Source organism: Micromonospora sp. LOL_013 (assembly GCF_048060315.1).
Classification (GTDB): domain Bacteria; phylum Actinomycetota; class Actinomycetes; order Mycobacteriales; family Micromonosporaceae; genus Micromonospora_E.
Genome location: NZ_JBHMIQ010000053.1, coordinates 19,063 through 35,672, shown reverse-complemented (window position 1 = coordinate 35,672; position 16,610 = coordinate 19,063). Strand labels below are relative to the sequence as shown.

The 16,610-nt window shown below is 67.9% G+C and carries 18 protein-coding genes; 9 read left to right on the top strand and 9 right to left on the bottom strand.

All coding sequences use genetic code 11. The annotated features are described in order from the left end of the window. Positions 1-109 precede the first annotated feature (109 nt). Complete coding sequence (locus ACFHWS_RS26460; RefSeq protein ID WP_416557626.1) at positions 110-721, top strand: DUF6879 family protein; 612 nt, start codon at positions 110-112, stop codon at positions 719-721. A gap of 72 nt (positions 722-793) precedes the next feature. On the opposite strand, the gene ACFHWS_RS26455 is transcribed toward ACFHWS_RS26460, so the two are convergent. Further along, positions 794-1,045, bottom strand: coding sequence for a type II toxin-antitoxin system VapB family antitoxin (locus tag ACFHWS_RS26455; protein WP_416557627.1), 252 nt, complete (start codon positions 1,043-1,045; stop codon positions 794-796). A gap of 104 nt (positions 1,046-1,149) precedes the next feature. Here ACFHWS_RS26455 and ACFHWS_RS26450 point away from each other — a divergent pair, with 104 nt between their 5' ends. Beyond that, entirely contained in the window at positions 1,150-1,716 is a 567-nt protein-coding gene (locus tag ACFHWS_RS26450) for an RNA polymerase sigma factor (protein ID WP_416569350.1), read from the top strand. Beyond that, a complete protein-coding gene (locus tag ACFHWS_RS26445; RefSeq protein WP_416569349.1) occupies positions 1,709-2,686 on the top strand; it encodes a CU044_5270 family protein in 978 nt (325 codons plus the stop codon). Before ACFHWS_RS26450 ends, ACFHWS_RS26445 begins: the two co-directional genes overlap by 8 nt. Before the next feature lie 185 nt (positions 2,687-2,871). Here the strand turns inward: ACFHWS_RS26445 and ACFHWS_RS26440 are convergent, their stop codons facing one another. The 3 genes from ACFHWS_RS26440 to ACFHWS_RS26430 all read right to left on the bottom strand — a co-directional run bounded on the left by ACFHWS_RS26440 (position 2,872) and on the right by ACFHWS_RS26430 (position 4,293). Beyond that, entirely contained in the window at positions 2,872-3,066 is a 195-nt protein-coding gene (locus tag ACFHWS_RS26440) for a DUF397 domain-containing protein (protein ID WP_416569348.1), read from the bottom strand. Positions 3,067-3,187: 121 nt separating this feature from the next. Continuing rightward, positions 3,188-3,394 (bottom strand): DUF397 domain-containing protein, encoded by a 207-nt coding sequence (locus tag ACFHWS_RS26435; protein ID WP_416569347.1) that lies wholly within the window; start codon positions 3,392-3,394, stop codon positions 3,188-3,190. Next, complete coding sequence (locus tag ACFHWS_RS26430; RefSeq protein ID WP_416553793.1) at positions 3,391-4,293, bottom strand: helix-turn-helix domain-containing protein; 903 nt, start codon at positions 4,291-4,293, stop codon at positions 3,391-3,393. Before ACFHWS_RS26430 ends, ACFHWS_RS26435 begins: the two co-directional genes overlap by 4 nt. Before the next feature lie 130 nt (positions 4,294-4,423). Here ACFHWS_RS26430 and ACFHWS_RS26425 point away from each other — a divergent pair, with 130 nt between their 5' ends. The 4 genes from ACFHWS_RS26425 (at position 4,424) to ACFHWS_RS26410 (ending at position 6,928) form a co-directional block, all read left to right on the top strand. Continuing rightward, entirely contained in the window at positions 4,424-4,753 is a 330-nt protein-coding gene (locus ACFHWS_RS26425; RefSeq protein ID WP_416553795.1) for a hypothetical protein, read from the top strand. Positions 4,754-4,912: 159 nt separating this feature from the next. Then, positions 4,913-5,596: a DUF433 domain-containing protein gene (locus ACFHWS_RS26420; RefSeq protein ID WP_416553797.1), complete on the top strand. Its 684-nt coding sequence runs from the start codon at positions 4,913-4,915 to the stop codon at positions 5,594-5,596. Beyond that, a complete protein-coding gene (locus tag ACFHWS_RS26415) occupies positions 5,593-6,027 on the top strand; it encodes a hypothetical protein (protein ID WP_278110879.1) in 435 nt (144 codons plus the stop codon). Before ACFHWS_RS26420 ends, ACFHWS_RS26415 begins: the two co-directional genes overlap by 4 nt. 31 nt (positions 6,028-6,058) lie before the next feature. Beyond that, positions 6,059-6,928, top strand: coding sequence for a DNA-processing protein DprA (locus ACFHWS_RS26410; protein WP_416553801.1), 870 nt, complete (start codon positions 6,059-6,061; stop codon positions 6,926-6,928). An 80-nt stretch (positions 6,929-7,008) separates the two neighbouring features. On the opposite strand, the gene ACFHWS_RS26405 is transcribed toward ACFHWS_RS26410, so the two are convergent. From ACFHWS_RS26405 to ACFHWS_RS26385, 5 genes are all read right to left on the bottom strand, one after another. After that, positions 7,009-7,494, bottom strand: a complete 486-nt coding sequence (locus tag ACFHWS_RS26405; protein ID WP_416553803.1) for a hypothetical protein — start codon at positions 7,492-7,494, stop codon at positions 7,009-7,011. Then, on the bottom strand, positions 7,491-7,952 hold the full coding sequence (locus tag ACFHWS_RS26400) for an NUDIX domain-containing protein (protein WP_416569346.1): 462 nt from the start codon (positions 7,950-7,952) through the stop codon (positions 7,491-7,493). The genes ACFHWS_RS26405 and ACFHWS_RS26400 overlap by 4 nt, the downstream gene beginning before the upstream one ends. A gap of 25 nt (positions 7,953-7,977) precedes the next feature. Beyond that, positions 7,978-8,778 (bottom strand): protein phosphatase 2C domain-containing protein, encoded by an 801-nt coding sequence (locus ACFHWS_RS26395; protein WP_416569345.1) that lies wholly within the window; start codon positions 8,776-8,778, stop codon positions 7,978-7,980. A 93-nt stretch (positions 8,779-8,871) separates the two neighbouring features. Beyond that, positions 8,872-9,930, bottom strand: a complete 1,059-nt coding sequence (locus tag ACFHWS_RS26390) for a hypothetical protein (protein WP_416553809.1) — start codon at positions 9,928-9,930, stop codon at positions 8,872-8,874. After that, positions 9,927-10,892: a hypothetical protein gene (locus tag ACFHWS_RS26385; RefSeq protein ID WP_289211814.1), complete on the bottom strand. Its 966-nt coding sequence runs from the start codon at positions 10,890-10,892 to the stop codon at positions 9,927-9,929. Before ACFHWS_RS26385 ends, ACFHWS_RS26390 begins: the two co-directional genes overlap by 4 nt. Positions 10,893-11,163: 271 nt before the next feature. Between ACFHWS_RS26385 and drmA the strand changes: the two genes are divergently transcribed. Further along, the gene (drmA, locus tag ACFHWS_RS26380; RefSeq protein WP_416569344.1) at positions 11,164-14,772 is read left to right on the top strand and encodes a DISARM system helicase DrmA; all 3,609 of its coding nucleotides are present in this window, start codon (positions 11,164-11,166) and stop codon (positions 14,770-14,772) included. Next, complete coding sequence (gene drmB / locus ACFHWS_RS26375; protein WP_416569343.1) at positions 14,769-16,610, top strand: DrmB family protein; 1,842 nt, start codon at positions 14,769-14,771, stop codon at positions 16,608-16,610. The genes drmA and drmB overlap by 4 nt, the downstream gene beginning before the upstream one ends.

Below are 16,610 nucleotides of genomic sequence, written 5' to 3'. Positions count from 1 at the left end.
CACACAACCCTACTGACCCACCAAAGGAGACGGGTACACGGCCGAATAAGCCATCAGGGTCTAGAGGGTGACGATTAGTGGATCACAAGGGCAAGGGTGGAGATGCCTGATGCATGAAGTCCTCGGCGATGACCCAGGTGAGCTGCTGACACTCGACGACTACCTGACCGACTTCTACGAGCACTTCTGGCGGATAGAGTCGGTCGGCTTCTGGAAGCTGGAGCGGCAGCAGTTCTTCAAGGAGCCCGGCAACAAGAGCTGGGAGGCCTTCGTCGACGGTCGGTGGGATGAGTCGCTTCGGTTGATCGACGAGCAGCGCGACGACTTCGCCGACTACTACGGCCGGATCGCGCGACAAGGCTTCGTCAACCGGCGGGTGCGAGTCGTCGAGAAGCAGATCATCCCGTACCTGCAATGGGAGCTGCACCTGCTCCGGCTCCGTCACGAGTACGGCGGCCTGACCAACGTCGTCGGTCCGGAGCAGGTCGCTCCGTACGAGAACGGGGGTCCGCTGCCGGAGATCTATACGCTCGGTCTCGACGTGATGTACGAGGCGGTCTACGACGACACGGGTGTGCTCGCCGCCGCCCGTCGCTTCACCGAGCCGGGCCTGATCGCCCGGTGTCAGCGCCTTGTCGAAGGGCTCTATCACCAGGGCGAGCCGCTGGACTCGTTCTTCGATCGTGAGGTAGCCACACTGGATCCGGCTACCGGTGGATGAGGCCAGGCATGCTTGCCGGTCACCCGTTGACGGCGGCGCACGCACACACCGAGAGATGCACGCAGTACCGGATCACGCAGCGGGTGCTTTGCCCGCTGCCCGAAGCTCCTGCCAACCCTCGTAGTCCCAGCCCTGCGCTACTGCGGCGTGGTGATCGAGTGCCGCGATGCGACGGTGCCGTGCGGCGTACTCGCGCAACGCGAGGTTCACGGTTTCCTTCTTGCGCCTGGCCCCGGAGAGGCGCATCGCCTCGGCCAACGCCTCATCGTCTAGGTCGATCTGCGTGACGGTCATCGTCGCCTCCGCCAGGTCTGAGTTCTTCAAACACAACCAGCATGCACCCTCAGTTGTCCTGTCGGCTGTCATAGTCCGGCTTCCAGTGACACATACGTAGGTGGGAGGTCCAGGTCAGCGGCGATGGAGGTGTGGTGGCGGAGGGAAGACGGCACGACGAGCAGTGGTTCGACGAGGTGTACCGGACGTTCTATCCCAGTCTGGTCAGGTACGGCTACCGCCGGCTGGCGGACACCGACGCCGCCAAGGAGCTTGCCCAGGAGGCCTTCGTCGTCGCCTGGCGGCGACGTGACGAGGTGCCTGCCCACCTGCTGCCCTGGCTGTACGGCGTAGCGCGAAAGCTCCTCGCCAACGAGTGGCGTGCTCGCCGCCGGAGGCCGGAACCGATCGGCTTCGCCGAGCTTGCCGACTACACGCTTCCCGGCTCGCTTGAGGATTCGGTGGCAACCATCATCGACCTGCGGCGTGCACTGTCCACCCTGGGAGACGACGATCAGGAAATTCTTCGGCTCATCGGCTGGGAAGGACTAAAAACTGCTGAGGTCGCCGCCGTGCTGAACTGTTCGCGGCTCGCTGCTTCGGCCCGTCTCATGCGCGCTCGGCGGCGTTTTTCGGCCGCGCTGAAGGAACGGCGAGTCAACCCTGCTGAGCATGAGCCAGTCTGGAAAAGGACCGTCAGGAAGGTGGCGTCTGGTGCGTGATCAGCGGAGTCTCATCGAGCTGATGAAGCTTGCCGACCCGGCCAGGGATCTCGACGTGGCTACACCACCCACGAACCCGCTGGCTTTCGTCCGAACCGCGCCGGTGCTGGCGCCGGATGTCGAGGTGCCGAGGCACCGGGCGGACCGGCGCACCCTCGTCGGCAGTCTCACGATTCTGACCTTGGTCGCGGTGGGTGCGATGGTGCTCCTCAACCCGCTGCGTCAGCCGGCTCGAGCCGTCGCCGCTACTCCACCGCTGCTCGCGTTCGAGTACGAGGACAACCCGCTGTCAGCCCGGCCGTACCTGCTCGACCTTGCCGAGCGGTTGACCGACGACGGCGCAGAGCGCGCAGGGCCGGTGACCTACGTCCGAACCGAGGCGTGGAGCCTCGATATCTCGGCCGAGGGTGGGGAAACCACCAGCGCGGTGATCCCGTTGGAGCAGGAGATCTGGCACGCTCCCGACGGTTCGGCGTTGCGGAAGGTGACATGGCCATCTGCTGGCCCTGGGGCCGCGCCTGCGGAGTCCATCAGGTACGCGCCGGGTGAGTGGATCACCCCGACCCCATCGCCGCCGTCCGCCGATCTCGCCCAACTCAAGGCCCAGGTGTACGCCAACCAGCCGCAGGAGAACGGGCTCAAGTCGGCTGTTCGGGGCGTGGCTGACCTTTACCAGGGATGGGTGATCTCGACCTCCGTTCGGGCGCAGCTGCTCCGATTCCTTGCCGAGCATGAGGACCTCAAGTACCGCGGCCACGTCACAGATCGGGCCGGCCGTACCGGGATCGCGATCACCGCTGACTCGGCTGGAGCGCAGGACATCGTCATCCTCGACGAGGCCACTGGTCAGCTGCTGGCGCACGAGAGCGTGATCGTATCCGGCGCCCAGGCACTCGCTGAACTTCCAGCAGTGTTCTCGTACGTCCTGCTCTTGGAGGCGGAGCAGGTCGCAGCGATCCCGTCCCGATGATCTTGTCGTCGGTATAAACCGACTGGAGTGGCAGGCTCGCGGACAGGATGGCTTCCTTTCACCGCTGTCCAATTCTGGCCGGCAGACCGTGAACCAGATTCCCGGGGCGTGTCCTCCACCGGTCAGGCCTACTCAAGCACGCGTTTCACTGTCGTTCGTCAGCCAGACTGACATCTACAACAAGATCAGGGTTGGTTGGGGGTGTGCTTGAGGCCGGTGACGAAGCTGGTCCAGGTGGTGGCGTCGAAGGCGAGGGTCGGGCCGGTGCGGTCCTTGGTGTCGCGTACGTCCACTTGGCCGCCAGCGAAGCGGACCTCGACGCAGTTGGCGTTGTCGGAGCTGCGCGACGACTTGAACCAGTCCCGGTCTTTCCTGACCATCCAGATCTCCTCAACGGCTCGGTCGAGCAGCGGCCAACGGGGGTTGGGCGGGCTGATCCGGGTTGCCGGACCAGCCCGTGTAGCTGATCTCGGGGGAGCCCAGCCCAGCAGGGGCCTGCGGTCAGGGCTGGGTGGGGGTGTGCTTGAGGCCGGTGACGAAGCTGGTCCAGGTGGTGGCGTCGAAGGCGAGGGTCGGGCCGGTGCGGTCCTTGGTGTCGCGTACGTCCACCTGGCCGCCAGCGAAGCGGACCTCGACGCAACTCGCGTTGCTTGAGCTGCGCGACGACTTGAACCAGTCCCGGTCCGGAGTGCCGGCCTGAGGGGTCATCTCATCTCCCTGGCGATCTCGCTGATCAGAGCAAGTGAGTCCTGCGAGCTTAACGCGCGCTCACGGGTCTCCGCGAAGGTCACCACGTAGTCGTTCACCTGCACCGACTGGTCGACGATGTCGATGAAGGTCAGGATCTCCTGCCAGACCAGGTCGGTAAGCCGGGGCGAGGCGAAGGACAGGATCTCGTACGGACCACCGAACGCAGGATGTGCTCCGGCGGTGAACGGCATCACCCGGATCTCGATCTGCTCCGGCCGTTCGGTCATTAGGGTGACGAGGTGGTCGAGCTGGTCGCGCATCACCGCTGGACCGCCGACCTGCTGGCGCAGCGCTCCTTCGCTGATCACTGTGTTGATCCGGATCGGGTCGGTGCCGTCGAGGCGGACCTGGCGAGCCATCCGGACGGCGACCCGTCGCTCCACCTCGGTGAGTCGCACGACGGTGTTGCCGCCGCGGATCACGGCACGGGCGTACTCCTCGGTCTGCAGCAGGCCGTGGATGGCCTCGGAGTGGAAGCTACGCAGCTGCGACGCGCCGGCCTCGTAGCCGAGGAAGCGCAGGAACTCGTTCGGGAAGAGCTTGGCGTAGTCCTGCCACCAGCCGCGACGTGCGGCGCCCACCCGCAACTCCTCCAACTCGGCAGCCTCGTCCGGCTCCAGCTCGTAGATATCGACGAGCTGGGCAAGCCGTTTCGCCGGCAACTTGACCCGGCCGGCTTCCACGCCGGACACGTACGCCTGAATGATGCCGGCGGCCTTGCCCGCCGCAGCGGCGGTCATGCCGATCTCCTCGCGACGCTGCCGTAGCCGCAGGCCCAGCTCCCACGCCTGTACGACCGGCGAGCCCTCGGTCAGCGGATTGGCCTTGCGTTCGCGGGTGGTCCCCTTGGGCGGCACTGGTGTCAACTCCTCTGCCATCAGCCAATGTGGTCTCGTTCCGAAGTAAACACCCTCGGCTACTTGATATCAAGCTCCCTGGCCCTCATCCTTGAGGAAATCCGAGTAGGACCGATGCCAGGAGGTTCCCGTGTACCGATTCGGAAAGTTGATCTACCAGCAGGAGGAAGGCGAGCGGTACGGGTTCTCGCTCTGCCTCATCGGCAATGCCGGCACGAGCGACCAGACGTACGACCTGCTCGGAGTCATCCGGGTCGCCGTCGACCCGCGTCAGCCGGATAAGCTGGGGGAGAACCTGCGCGGCTGGGCGATCGCGACCCTCGCCGCCGGCGGCCACGGGTTCGGCTGCTACCACGCCACCTTCAGCACCCTCGACGAGAACGACGAACCCGAGAGCGACCTCGGCAACCTCGACATCAACTGGTCCGGCTCGGAAGTCCTCGTCCCTGCCGCCGAATAGCCGTGCTCACCGAAGCGGCAGCGGCCCGGCTGCTCCGCGTACCGCACACCGAGGTGAGGCCCATCCACGCTATCCGTGGAAGTTGACGTGGATGGGGCCTCGCCTCGGCGTGCTCGTCGCTACCCCACAGCGACGGCGACCAGGTGCCAGAATGATGCCATGACCAGTGTGCTGGAGCGCGAGATGTTTTCGGAGGCGGTGGCAGCCCGGCTGCTGCGCGTCCGGCAGTCGACCCTGCACTACTGGCTGGAAGGATCGCAGCGAAGTAGCAAATCCTACAAACCGATCCTACGCGACAAACCGCGCGGCACTCGAAACGTGACCTGGGCGGAGTTCGTCGAAGCCGGCTACCTGCGGGAGTACCGACAGACACACAACGTGCCGATGAAGGAGCTCCGTCGGTTCATCGAGCTGCTGCGTGAAGAGTTCGGCGTGCCGTACCCGCTTGCTGATCGACGTCCGTTCGTGTCCGGTCGGAACCTGGTCTACGACGCCCAGACCACTGCCGGCCTCGGGGTCGACTACTGGATGGTGGCGGTGGCGGGCGACCAGCTCCTCCTCACGACGCCAGCGGATTCCTTCATCCGGCGGGTCGGTTGGTCAGGCGACGTAGCCGTCAGCTACAGCCCAGACGCCAACCTGGAATCACCGGTACGCATCCAGCCGGATGTCCGCTTCGGCAAGCCGTCGATCAAGGGCGTGAGCACCGAGGTCATCGCTGAGCAGCATGACGCGGGCGAGGACGCGGACGCGATCGCCGAGATGTACGCCCTGGACGCCAGCGACGTATCGTGGGCGTTGGCGTACGAGTTCTCCGTGCGGGCTACCGCCAAAGCTGCATGACCAGGACCAAACCGGCGGGAGTCCGCTTCTACTTCGACGCTGATATTCGTGGTCTCGGCATCCTCCTGTCTCGCATCCGCTCGGACGTGACGTACCCGGGAGACCCGGGTGGTGAGGTCCACAAGCGTCTCCGCCCGCCGTGCGTTGTCACCGACGTCGCAGCCAGGGACGACGTGTGGATTCCGCAGGTTACCGAGCAGGGTTGGCTGATTGTGACCCGTGACCGGCACATCCGGACTCGCCCCCGAGAGATCGCCGCCGTCCGCGAGTACGGAGCCCGGATGGTCGCCCTGACCGCCGCCGAAGCGACGAACACCTTCAACCAACTCGAGGTGGTGATGTGTCGTTGGCGGGACCTGGTCAAATGCCTCGATCGGCCTGGTCCGTTCATCTACGCTGCGACCCGGACGAGCTTCGAGCCAGTCATGTGATCCCAGCACCAATGCCATGAGCGGACTGGCGATGCTTGAGCTTGCAGCTTTGGTCGCTCTGCTGCGCCGATCAGCGGCGAACTGGTCGGAGGTCGTCCTCGACATCCAGGAGACCGGCAGCGCCACGCAGGTGCTCGACCAGGCATTGCGTCAGCCCGAGGCGCTGTTCCCAGATCCGACCAGCTCAGCCGACGATCTGATCTCAGCCGCTGCCGACGAGATTGCCGGATGGCGGGCGGACGGGATCGGCGTACACGCCTACTTCGACGACAGCTATCCCGCCCAGTTGCGCGGCATCAAAGAGGCGCCTCCGCTGCTGTTCACCCGTGGCGAGCTGCGGCCCAACGACCGGGCCATCGCCGTCATCGGCAGCCGCAAGGCGTCAGCGCGCGGATCCGGCATCGCGCGATCGGTAGCCGAGACGCTGGCCAACCGGGGAGTGACGGTCGCCAGTGGGTTGGCTCACGGCATCGACACCGCCGCCCACACCGCAGCCCTCGCCGCCGGTGGCCGCACCGTCGCGGTCATTGGCACCGGCATCCGCAACTACTATCCGCCGGCCAATCGGCGGCTGCAGGACCACATCGCCGACGTCGGCCTGGTGGTCAGCCAGTTCCGGCCCGACGCCGGCCCCACCCGGCAGAGCTTCCCGATGCGCAACGCGGTGATGAGCGGGTACGCGGCAGCGACCCTTGTCGTCGAAGCCGGCGAGACCAGCGGCGCCCGGATCCAGGCACGCCTTGCCCTCGGGCAAGGCCGGCCGGTGATCCTGACCAGCCATGTCATGCGAAGTCGATGGGCGCAAGCCTTCGCCACCAGGCCGGGCGTCCACGTCGTACGCAGCACAGCAGAGCTGATCGAAGCCGTCGACGGCATCCTCAACCGACTCCCACTCACGTAGACAGCCGTAGCGGAAGCTCTTGTTGATCGAGCGCCTGTGCGGCGAAGCCATGATCCGATGGTCGATCGAGATCCTGTCGTTCATGGCGTCACGCTGGTGATGGTGTGCAGCATGGCGAACTCGCCGCCACCGGTAAGGCAGTCGGGGGAGACGTCGGGCAGGTCGAGGTCGCTGGTCGAGGGGTTGGTGTAGCCGCCACCGCCGACGACCCGGCTGCCGATCGCGATCGGCTCCCGGCCTGGCGCCTCGACCCCGGCGACCTGCCCACCGTCCCGCCACACCGTCGTGCCGGGCGGCCAGACGGCGACGTTGCGCATCCCGTCCGGCCCGGTCGTCGCGTCCGGTTCGAGGACGAAGCAGTCCGCGTCGGCCAGGTGACGCAGATAGCCGTCGATCTGCGCGTCGTCGCCGCCGCGCCGGACGTCGTGGACGAGCAGCGCCGGGTCCGACTCGGCCATGGAGACCGGCGGACTCGACGTACAGCCGAAACAGACTGCGGCCGACAGCGCGGCGAGGAACACCTGAGCAAGCCGGCTACCCCGGAGGCAGCTTTCCCGCCCGGTCATGTCGTCGCGGGTTGCGTCGAACCGGAGACGAGGTCACGCCAGCGGGTGATCGTCGCTTTGTACGGTGCCGGCATGTGCAGGTCGGGCACCTCGTCGTAGCTGAACACACCGAGTTCCTTGTGCTCGTCGATGTAGGTCAACTCCTCTTCACTGGTGTAGACCGCACCGAAGCTGACGATGAACACGTGTCGGAGCGGGGTGATCTCGTACACCCACGAGTCGATGATCCGTACGCCGGTGATGGTCAGGCACAGCTCCTCGGCTACCTCCCGGCAGACGCCCTGCTCCGGGGATTCGCCGACCTCCAGCTTGCCGCCGGGTAGCTCCCACTCGTCGCGCTCGTTCTTCAGCAGCGGCACCCGACCGTGGTGGTCGACGACCAGCTTCACCGAGATCGGCAACTGGTACTCGAAGTAGCCCGGGTTGCGTTCGACGAGGTATGGCGGCCGGTCGGACATGGCAAGTGCTCCCATCTGTACGGCCTCAGCCCGCGCAGATCAGGACGGCGGCGACGTCGTCGGCGCGTTTGAAACGGTCACCGCCGATGGCCGGGTCGCTCTCCGTCTGCCGGATCAACTTCTCCAGGTACGCCACCCCACGCTCCCGGGCCTCGGCGACGACCTCGGACCACCCGGCGAAGAGCTGGTAATCGGTGACCAGCCGGGCGAACCCGTCCGTGCAGAGCAGGATGTGGCCGGTCCCTGCCCAGTCCGCGGTGATCCGGTGCGGGACGAGGCGGCGTTGCGGGTGGCCGGAGAAGACCGACTCGACGTCACCGGAGGTCATGGTGTGCCGGCGTCGCTGCTGCATCGCGGCGACGACCTTAGCCGGGTCGGTTTCGCGGGCCCGCACCGCTGCCGCCTCGCGCCCGTCGAAGTAGCTGGTGGCGAGGACACGGGTGGTGTCGCCGTCGATGACAGCGGTAGCGTCGCCGATACGGGTTATCTCGAAGTCGTCGCCCTGGTCGACGCAGAGGCCGATCGAGCAGGCCGGCGGCATCCGGTCCGAGGGGAAGCCGTACGCCTCCTGCTGCCGATGCACCTCGACGGCGATCCGCTCCAACAGGTCGGCGCCACTGCCCTGATAACCGTCCGTCCCGGATTCTGTGAGGAGCGCCCCGACCAGGTCGACCAGCCACACCACGTCACGCTCTGCGGGCAGGGCAGCATCGTCGTACAGGTCGGTGGCACCGTCGATGACCCAGGCCAGCGAACCCGCGTGGCCTACTCGGTCCTCGTTCGACCTGGCCCCGCCGGCTGTGGTGACCGAATCCCGAATCTTCATCTTGATCCAATCCTCGGAACGAGTGCCAGCAGGCTTCCATTTGAGCGAGGGCTGCCGAGTCAGCCTTCCGGGAACGGGTCGTGGATGAAGAAGTTAGGCGGTGCTGGCCAGGGGGCGAGGGCTGATGGCTGCTTGAAGCTCGGGGTCGACCATCTGGAGCGCGGCATCGAAGTGGTGCTGCAGGTTGCTCACCAGTCTGGCGACTGTGTTGCCACAACCATCCTTCCCCAGGTAGATCCTCATCCAGTCGTTGCCGACATCGATCCGTAACTGCTGCCCCACGTGCAGATCCACGGCCGCGACTTCCGCGACGCCGTCAGCGGTGACGGCTGGGCGGCCCCAGAGCCGGAACGGCGCTCTCGATGAGAACAGTTCGCTGAGGAAGGCATCTTGATCATGAATCTCTTTGCTGAATCGGATAGCGATCGGCCCGCCCGTCACGTTGCCGCCGCCATCCTCGGTGCCAAGGGTCGACCAGGAGATGGCCTTGCTTTCACAGAGCGTCACCAGCTTGCTGTACCGGCTCACGGCCCGGCTGACGAAAGCGAGGTGCAGTGGGAAGGAGTCGCCGGACGCGACGAACTTGCCCATCCTACTGACCGCTTCCCGTACTCCACCGAAGTCGGGGTCATCGATATGGCTCTCGATCCGATCGAACGGAACGGCGTCGCGGTAGTCGCTGCGTGAGAGGAAGTCAAGGAACGCCTCGGCGTTGCGGCCAGACAGTTGGAACCCAAGCTCCTCGGTTTCGGCTCCGGCGGATCCGAGCAGAGCCGTACCCTTGAAATTGGTACGCACGCGCCGCGTCTGGGCGTTCGGCCACATGTGCCGTAGATGCTCGGAGGGCAGCCACATCCAGTCGAGGTCACGGCGGTTGGCTACCCAGCCGTTGACCAACGAGCCGGCATTCTTTGTCGGCATGTCCGTGTGCAGGCTCCAGAACCTGGGGTTGAGTTGATCTACCCAGAAATAGCCGAACTCGGTGTGGACCTTGAAGAGGAAGGCGTCGGTGCTTTCCTCGACCCGGCCGGAGCCGGTGAGCCCACGCAGACACTCCAACGGATCCTCTACATGGGCCTCCACGACGAACGTCTTGGTGGGTGAGGTAGGGCTCAGTGCAAGTTCATCTGCCATGGCGGCCCGTGCGGTCAAGATCCACCTCCCTGCTCGTCTTCCTCCTGCGACTCCTCCAGGCCAGTATCCGCGACCTCTAGCTCTTGGAGCAGGTCCAATTGTCCATCAATCTCGGCGCGCCCTGGGCGTTTGATCCCTTTGGTCACCTTTCCGATGCTTTGATATGAGGTGGTGCGGCCTCTGTGATGAAGATCCTCAGGAGTCTTCCTGAACTGGATACGGTCTTCGGATCGAGTCGCTGTGCGTCGCTCGAACGCGAACCATGCAGGCTCGCGGTCGGCGACACTTCGAGCAGCCTGAGTGACGAGGCGCCTGAGTCCGGTCTGCGCCTTTTGTCCGTAGATGCTGTAGTAGGGGGCGACCCGCTCGGTAAGGCTAGTCATTGTGACGGCTGGTGCTCTGTGCGTGAGCATGGCGACGAGCGCCGCTAGGACGTACTCCTCAGCTACCTCTACCGGAGAGTCGGGGTCGAACGGAATGATCGAAGGTGGTGGGCCGGCCAGGTCTACGCCTTCGCCGAGAGCCCTGGTGAGTAGTCCTGACGCATGCTCCCTGTTGTGCAGGTCGACGCGTCGGTGAGCGACCGCAAGCAGGGGCGCAGACACTCCCGCACTCTCCAGGCTCAGGCTGATCCGGCTGGCGTGCTTCGACAAGCAGATGTATAGCGTCTCCAGCGTCGGCGGGGTCCGGTGCGTCAGAGTCACGCCTGCGGCCTGCACCAACGACTCAGGGCCCATCGCCGCGTATGCGAAAGCCTGCCGCACCTCGATGTTGGCACCGGACTTCGCTTCGCACTGCACCAGATGATTGCTGGCCTCGTGGAACAGTAGGGCATCGATGACGGCATTGCCGGCGTCGCCGCTGGCGGGAATTTCCAGCCCGGCTGGGCGAAATCCTGCCTGAGCCAGCACGGGCGGAGTGATATCACCGGCCGTCAGCAGCCCGAGCAGGGCGTTGATCGGCAACAGCCGCGCCTCCAATGGCTGACCCTCCTTCGTGATCGCGAGATGACGACAGTAGCGCCGTACGGCCAAGGACCGTACGGCGGCGCACCGTGGCGCGAAGTCATGGCCTTTTGATTTGTCCACATCGGGATGATGGTCCAGGTTCAGCGGGCGATATTGATCTTCAGTTCGCTCATGATCGACATTTGCCGGACGGTCAAAGTACTCAAGTGATCATGCTTTCCGGTCGGCAGGTGCAGTCGATCGCATGAGGACGGTTTTGGTGGGAGCCGTTACGGTGGCGGGCATGGGTGAGGCGGGCGTACTCGGCAGACCAGACGCGGGCGTGATCCGCGACGAGCTGCAGGCGCTGGTCCTGGCCGACCTGCTCGGGCCGCTCGACGGGCCGGACGAGGAGTTCGGCACCCAGGAGAGCCCGCTCGACCGCTACCTGCTCGGCCGGCTCGCCCCCAACGGCCAAGCCGTCGAGCCCGACACCCAGGACGAGCTCTCCGACGCCAGCGCACCGGACATCATGGAGGGCCAGCCGGAGCCGAGCGCCCCCAACGTGCCCAGCCTCGCCCCGTCTGCGCTCGGCTTCACCGCCACCGTGGACGGTGCCGCCACCGCGCTGCGGGTCACCGGCGGCTGGGGCCGCTACGACCGGGCCACCTCGCAGCGCGAGGAATACGCCGGCCGGGTCTGGCAGCGCCAGAGCTACGGCGGCACCATCATCGTCGTACTCGCCGAAGGCCCGCTGCCGCCGCAGGCCCCCGACCCGGACCAACCCGACATCGTGGTACGCGGCCGGGCCCGCCGCCGCGACGGCCGCTGGCTGATCTCCCTGTTCCTGGAGAACCGGCAGCGGCCCGGCGCGCGGCGCGACGCCAGCTCCTGGATCTTCCAGGTGGAGCTGTCCGCCACCGGCGACGGCGACCAGCCGGTCTTCTGGCCCCGACCCGAGCAGATAACCGGCGGCGACGCCTCCGACCAGGCCGAACGCCGCCGGCTCGCGATGGCCTACCGCTTCCATCCCGAGTACGCCGTCGGCCACGGCACGGCCGTGCGGGCCGACCCGGCCGCCGGTGACCACGCGCTGCGCGCCCACCGGATCCGCACCTGCCCGGTGCCCGTACACGAACTGCCGTTCACCGACGTGCCGACCGCCGACACCGACCCCGATCTGCCGGAGCTGGCCGCCGTCGAGCTCGACATGAAACGCCTCGCCGAGCTGGCCGCCACCCCGGCGGCCGCCCCAGCCAAAGGCTCGGCACGCGGTCCAGCCGGTGATCCGCTGCTGGCGGCGCTGACCCCGCTCGTCGACGGCTACCGGGCCTGGATCGCCGGCAACGACGCCGCCGCCGACCAGCCGCACCGCCGGCTCACCGAACACCGGCAGCAGGTCACCGAGGCGCTGCGCGACGCCCGCCGGGCCGCCGACCGGATCACCGCCGGCATCGGCCTGCTCGCCACCGACCCGGCCTCCCGCCGCGCCTTCGGCTTCGCCAACCAGGCGATGTACCTGCAGCGGGTGCACACCAGGGTCGCCGACGCCCGTCGCGAACACCCCGGCCTCGGGCTCGCGGCGGCGACCGACGCCGCCGACCAGCCCGACAACCACCGCTGGCGGCCGTTCCAGCTCGCCTTCCTGCTGATCAACCTGCCGGCGCTGGCCGACCCCCGGCACGCCGAACGCACAGAGGATCTACAGCGAGCCGTCGCCGACCTGCTGTGGTTCCCGACCGGTGGCGGCAAGACCGAGGCGTACCTCGGGTTGACCGCCTTCACCATCGCGATCCGCCGGCTACAACCCGCCTACGGTGGCCTGGTCGCCGCCGACGGCCTCGCCGTGCTGATGCGCTACACGCTGCGGCTGCTCACCATCCAGCAGTTCGAGCGGGCCGCCACCCTGATCTGCGCCGCCGAAACCCTGCGCCGTGCCGACGAAACCACCTGGGGTGACACGCCGATCCGGATCGGACTGTGGGTCGGTGGCAAGGTCACCCCCAACCACACCGACCAGGCTCGGCAGTGGCTGCAGCAGCAGCGCGGCGGTCGCGGTGCCGCCACCCGGGGCCACGGGTCACCACACCAGCTGACCAGCTGCCCGTGGTGCGGCAGCCGGATCGAACCCGGCCGGGACATCATGATCGACCCGACGTACCGCCGGACCCTGGTGCGCTGCCCCGACGTCGAATGCCCGTTCGGCGAGCTCGCCGGCTTCGGCCGGCCCGACGACCAGCGCGGGCTGCCGGTGCTCGTGGTCGACGAGGAGATCTACCGGCACCCGCCGGCCCTGCTGATCGCCACCGTCGACAAGTTCGCCCAACTGGCCTGGAAGGGCGAGACCTCAGCGTTGTTCGGGCAGGTCAGCCGGCGCTGTGAACGGCACGGCTACGTCACCGAAGACCTGGAGCGCACCGACTGGGAAGCGACGTACCACCGGGCCACCGGCAACGCCGGCCCGGCCCGCATCGTCGACTGTCCCCGACTGCGACCCCCCGACCTGATCATCCAGGACGAGCTGCACCTGATCTCCGGGCCGCTCGGCTCCCTCGTCGGCCTCTACGAGACCGCCGTCGACCGGCTCGCCACCTGGCAGCCGATGACCGGCCACTCGACCCGGCCCAAGGTGATCGCCTCCACCGCGACGGTCCGCCGAGCCCACCAGCAGATCGGCGCGCTGTTCCACCGCAGCACCGAAGTGTTCCCGCCGCCCGGTCTCGACGCCGCCGACAGCTTCTTCGCCCGCCAACGTCACCCCGACCAGCGTCCCGGCCGGCGCTACATCGGCATCTGCGCCCACGGCACCCGGATCAAGTCGACCCTGATCCGGGTCTACGTGTCGGTCCTCGGTGCCGCCCAGAAGCTGCACGAACGCTACGGCCGAAACGACGTCACCGACCCGTACATGACCCTGGTCGGCTACTTCAACAGCCTGCGCGACCTCGGCGGCATGCGACGCCTCGTCGAAGACGACGTCTCCACCCGACTTACCCGCGCTGACGAACGCGGCCTCGCCCGCCGCTACGACCCGCTGCTGGAGGAGCTGACCTCCCGGATGCCCTCCGACGCGATCCGGCCGCTGCTGGACCGGCTCGCCGTCCGGTTCACCGGCGGGCGCGGCAAAGCCGGCCCGAGACCGATCGACGTGCTGCTCGCCACCAGCATGATCTCCGTCGGGGTCGACGTGTCCCGGCTCGGCGTGATGGTCGTCGCCAACCAGCCCAAGTCGGCCGCCGAGTACATCCAGGCCACCAGCCGGGTCGGTCGCGCCGCCCCCGGCATCGTCTTCACCGTCTACAACTGGGCCCGCCCCCGCGACCTGTCGCACTACGAACGCTTCGACCACTTCCACGCCACCGTCTACCGGCAGGTCGAAGCGCTGTCGGTCACCCCGTTCGCCGATCGGGCCATCGACCGCGGCCTGACCGGGGTGCTGGTCGCCCTGATCCGCAACCTGGAACACACCTACAACGGCAACCTGAGCGCCCAGCACTTCGACCGCTACGGCCCCCTCGCCGACCACGTGGTGCGTTTCCTCGCCCGGCGCAGCGACGTCGCCGCCGACAACGCCGTACGGCTACGCGTCGAGGACGAGCTGGAAGCGCGGCTCGACGCGTGGGCGCGGGAACGGGCCATGCCCGCCCGGCGACTCGCGTACGACAAGCCGCGCCGCAGCGACGACATCGCCGGGCTGCTGCACCGCCCCGAGGAGGGCCGCTGGCGGCAGACCACCTGCCCGACCTCGCTGCGCGACGTCGAACCCGGTGTGCAGCTGCAGTTGCAGCTCACCGGGGCCGCCATCGCGGAACCACCGCCACCGTTCGTGCCCCGCGCCGATCCGGCGACCGGCACCGGGGCCGCCGCCGGTGGGGCCGCTGGCGGAGCCGACGGGCCGGAGGCGCTGGCGTGAGCGACCCACAGCAACGGCAACTGCGGGTCGGCGCGCTGCGCCCCAACCAGCTGCTGCACACCTACGGCATCGGCTCCGTCGCCGACCTGCCCAGCCTGTCGGTGATGCCGCTCGGCCTCGACCACTGGGAGCTGGCCCGCGCCACCGTCATCACCGAAGACCGGCTGCTCGCCGCCATGCGCGCCAAACTCGGCTACCAGGTGCAGGCGCTGCGGCTGCCGCCACACCTGCCGGAAACCTCCGACCCGTACGCCGAATGGGCCCGCATCGGGGTGCCGGTCGCGTTGTTCCCCGCCTGGTTGCGTTGCTCCGACACCCGGTGCAACCAACTCGCCCCAGTCGAGTCGGGTCTGTTCGAGCTGGTCTCGGCGCCGACGCCGGACAAGGTCCGCTACGTGCACACCTGCCGGGGCAACGGCGGCGGCCGACCCACCGCCGTACCGGCCCGGTTCGTGCTGGCCTGCGGCAACGGCCACCTCGACGACTTCCCCTGGTCGTACTTCGTGCACCGGGGCAGCGACCCCGGTGCCGGGCACCCGCTGCAACTGTCCGAACGCGGCAGTACCGGCGAGACCACCAACATCTTCGTCACCTGCGGCCAGTGCGAGGCGGCGCGGCCCATCTCGGACGCGATCGGGGCGCTCGCCGACCGCAACCTGCCCGCCTGCCGGGGCCGCCACCCGCACCTGGGCAGCTACGAACCGTGCGACGCGCCGCCGCGCACCCTGGCGCTCGGCGCCACCAACAGCTGGTTCGCCATGCAGGCGGCGGTGTTCAGCGTGCCGAAGGCCGAACACCCGGTGGACCACCTGGTCGCCGAGTTCTGGCCGACGCTGAGCGTGCTCGCTCCGCTGCCAGCGCAGACCGGCACGATGATCCTGCCCACCCAGACCTGCTGGCCCGAGCTGCAACCGCACGGAGTGGACAAGGTGTGGGCGGCGATCCAGCGGCGGCACGAAGCCGGCGACGTCCCCGGTGGCGGTGACTGGGACAATCTCGACCTGCACCTGCCCGAGTGGCGCGCGTTCACCGCCAGCGTCGGCGCGGCACTGCCGGACTTCACCACCCGACCGGAGCCGGTCCCGGCCGGGCACCGGGACTGGCTGAGCCAGGTGGTGCTGGTGCCCCGGCTGCGTCGGGTCGCCGCACTGTACGGCTTCACCCGCATCGACGCCCCCGAACGGGACGTGCTCGACACCCCCGACCGGTGCCGCGCACCGCTGTCCGCCGAGCCGCCCACCTGGGTGCCGTGCGCCGAAACCCGCGGTGAAGGCATCTTCCTGCGGTTCACCGAGGAACGCATCGTCGCCTGGGAGCACGACCCCGCGGTCAAGGCCCGCGAACAGCTGCTGATCCGGGCCCACGAGAAGTGGCGGGTGCAGCGGGAACTACCCCCCGGGGCCTGGCCCGGCCTGCGCTACCTGCTGCTGCACACCTTCGCGCACACCCTGATCCGGGAGCTGGCGCTGGAGTGCGGCTACAGCGCCTCCGGCATCGGCGAGCGGGTGTACGCGCGTACCGGCGACTCGCCGATGGCCGGGGTGCTGCTCTACACCGCCGCCCCGGACAGTGAAGGCACCCTCGGCGGCCTGGTCACCCTCGGCCGGGCCGACCGGCTCGGCCCACTGATCGACCGCGCGTTGCACGGTGCCCGGCTGTGCAGCTCCGACCCGCTCTGTGCCGAACACGACCCGACGGTGCATGGCCGGCTCGCCGGAGCCGCCTGCCATGCCTGCCTGTACGCCGCCGAAACGTCCTGCGAAGGCGGCAACCACTACCTGGACCGGTCGTTGCTGGTCGACACCCTCGCCGACAGCGAGTGCGGCTTCTGCCGGTGA

Bases quoted from the DNA above. Each gene is read 5' to 3' on its own strand.
- ACFHWS_RS26460 (WP_416557626.1), top strand. From the start codon at position 110: ATGCATGAAGTCCTCGGCGATGACCCAGGTGAGCTGCTGACACTCGAC.
- ACFHWS_RS26440 (WP_416569348.1), bottom strand. From the start codon at position 3,066: ATGGTCAGGAAAGACCGGGACTGGTTCAAGTCGTCGCGCAGCTCCGAC.
- ACFHWS_RS26435 (WP_416569347.1), bottom strand. From the start codon at position 3,394: ATGACCCCTCAGGCCGGCACTCCGGACCGGGACTGGTTCAAGTCGTCG.
- ACFHWS_RS26420 (WP_416553797.1), top strand. From the start codon at position 4,913: ATGACCAGTGTGCTGGAGCGCGAGATGTTTTCGGAGGCGGTGGCAGCC.
- ACFHWS_RS26415 (WP_278110879.1), top strand. From the start codon at position 5,593: ATGACCAGGACCAAACCGGCGGGAGTCCGCTTCTACTTCGACGCTGAT.
- ACFHWS_RS26410 (WP_416553801.1), top strand. From the start codon at position 6,059: ATGCTTGAGCTTGCAGCTTTGGTCGCTCTGCTGCGCCGATCAGCGGCG.
- ACFHWS_RS26405 (WP_416553803.1), bottom strand. From the start codon at position 7,494: ATGACCGGGCGGGAAAGCTGCCTCCGGGGTAGCCGGCTTGCTCAGGTG.
- ACFHWS_RS26400 (WP_416569346.1), bottom strand. From the start codon at position 7,952: ATGTCCGACCGGCCGCCATACCTCGTCGAACGCAACCCGGGCTACTTC.
- ACFHWS_RS26395 (WP_416569345.1), bottom strand. From the start codon at position 8,778: ATGAAGATTCGGGATTCGGTCACCACAGCCGGCGGGGCCAGGTCGAAC.
- drmA (WP_416569344.1), top strand. From the start codon at position 11,164: ATGGGTGAGGCGGGCGTACTCGGCAGACCAGACGCGGGCGTGATCCGC.